Raw genomic sequence first — 508 nt, forward strand, 5'->3', positions numbered from 1 at the left:
TAAGCCTCCTGCGGCCCCAGCTCCCGCTACGTCTTTGATGTCTTTACCTGTGGTTTCAGCGATCACTTTTGCATAATGCGCAAGGTTAGCGTCTAAGGTATCAATCATCTCAGATGTTGCCCCTTTTTGCGGACCAAACACATGGGAAGCTCCTTTTATGCCACACAATGGGTTGTCCACATCGCAAGCGACTTCGAGAGAAACACTTTGTAAGCGCGGATCGAGTTCGGTTAAATCAATGCTCACTAAGTTCTCTAGTGCGCCACCACCGTAGGCCAAATCATTGCCATGCTTGTCGATAAGCTTTGCACCGAGAGCTTGTGCCATGCCTATACCACCATCGTTAGTCGCGCTGCCACCTAAACCAATAATGATGTGTTTTACCCCTTTGTCGAGCGCGCCTTTAATCAGTTCGCCCGTACCATATGAAGTGGTTAATAATGGATTGCGTTTATTGCGTTCAACAAGGTCAAGCCCTGAAGCGGCGGCCATTTCAATGACAGCGGTC

At 49.0% G+C, this 508-nt stretch carries 1 protein-coding gene; it reads right to left on the reverse strand.

The genetic code is table 11. From position 1 onward, the window contains the following. A partial coding sequence (locus tag ACP45E_RS20475; RefSeq protein WP_141707457.1) for a glycerate kinase occupies positions 1-508 on the reverse strand: 508 nt, incomplete at both ends.

It is taken from the genome of Vibrio genomosp. F10 str. 9ZD137, assembly GCF_049974785.1.
GTDB lineage: Bacteria > Pseudomonadota > Gammaproteobacteria > Enterobacterales > Vibrionaceae > Vibrio.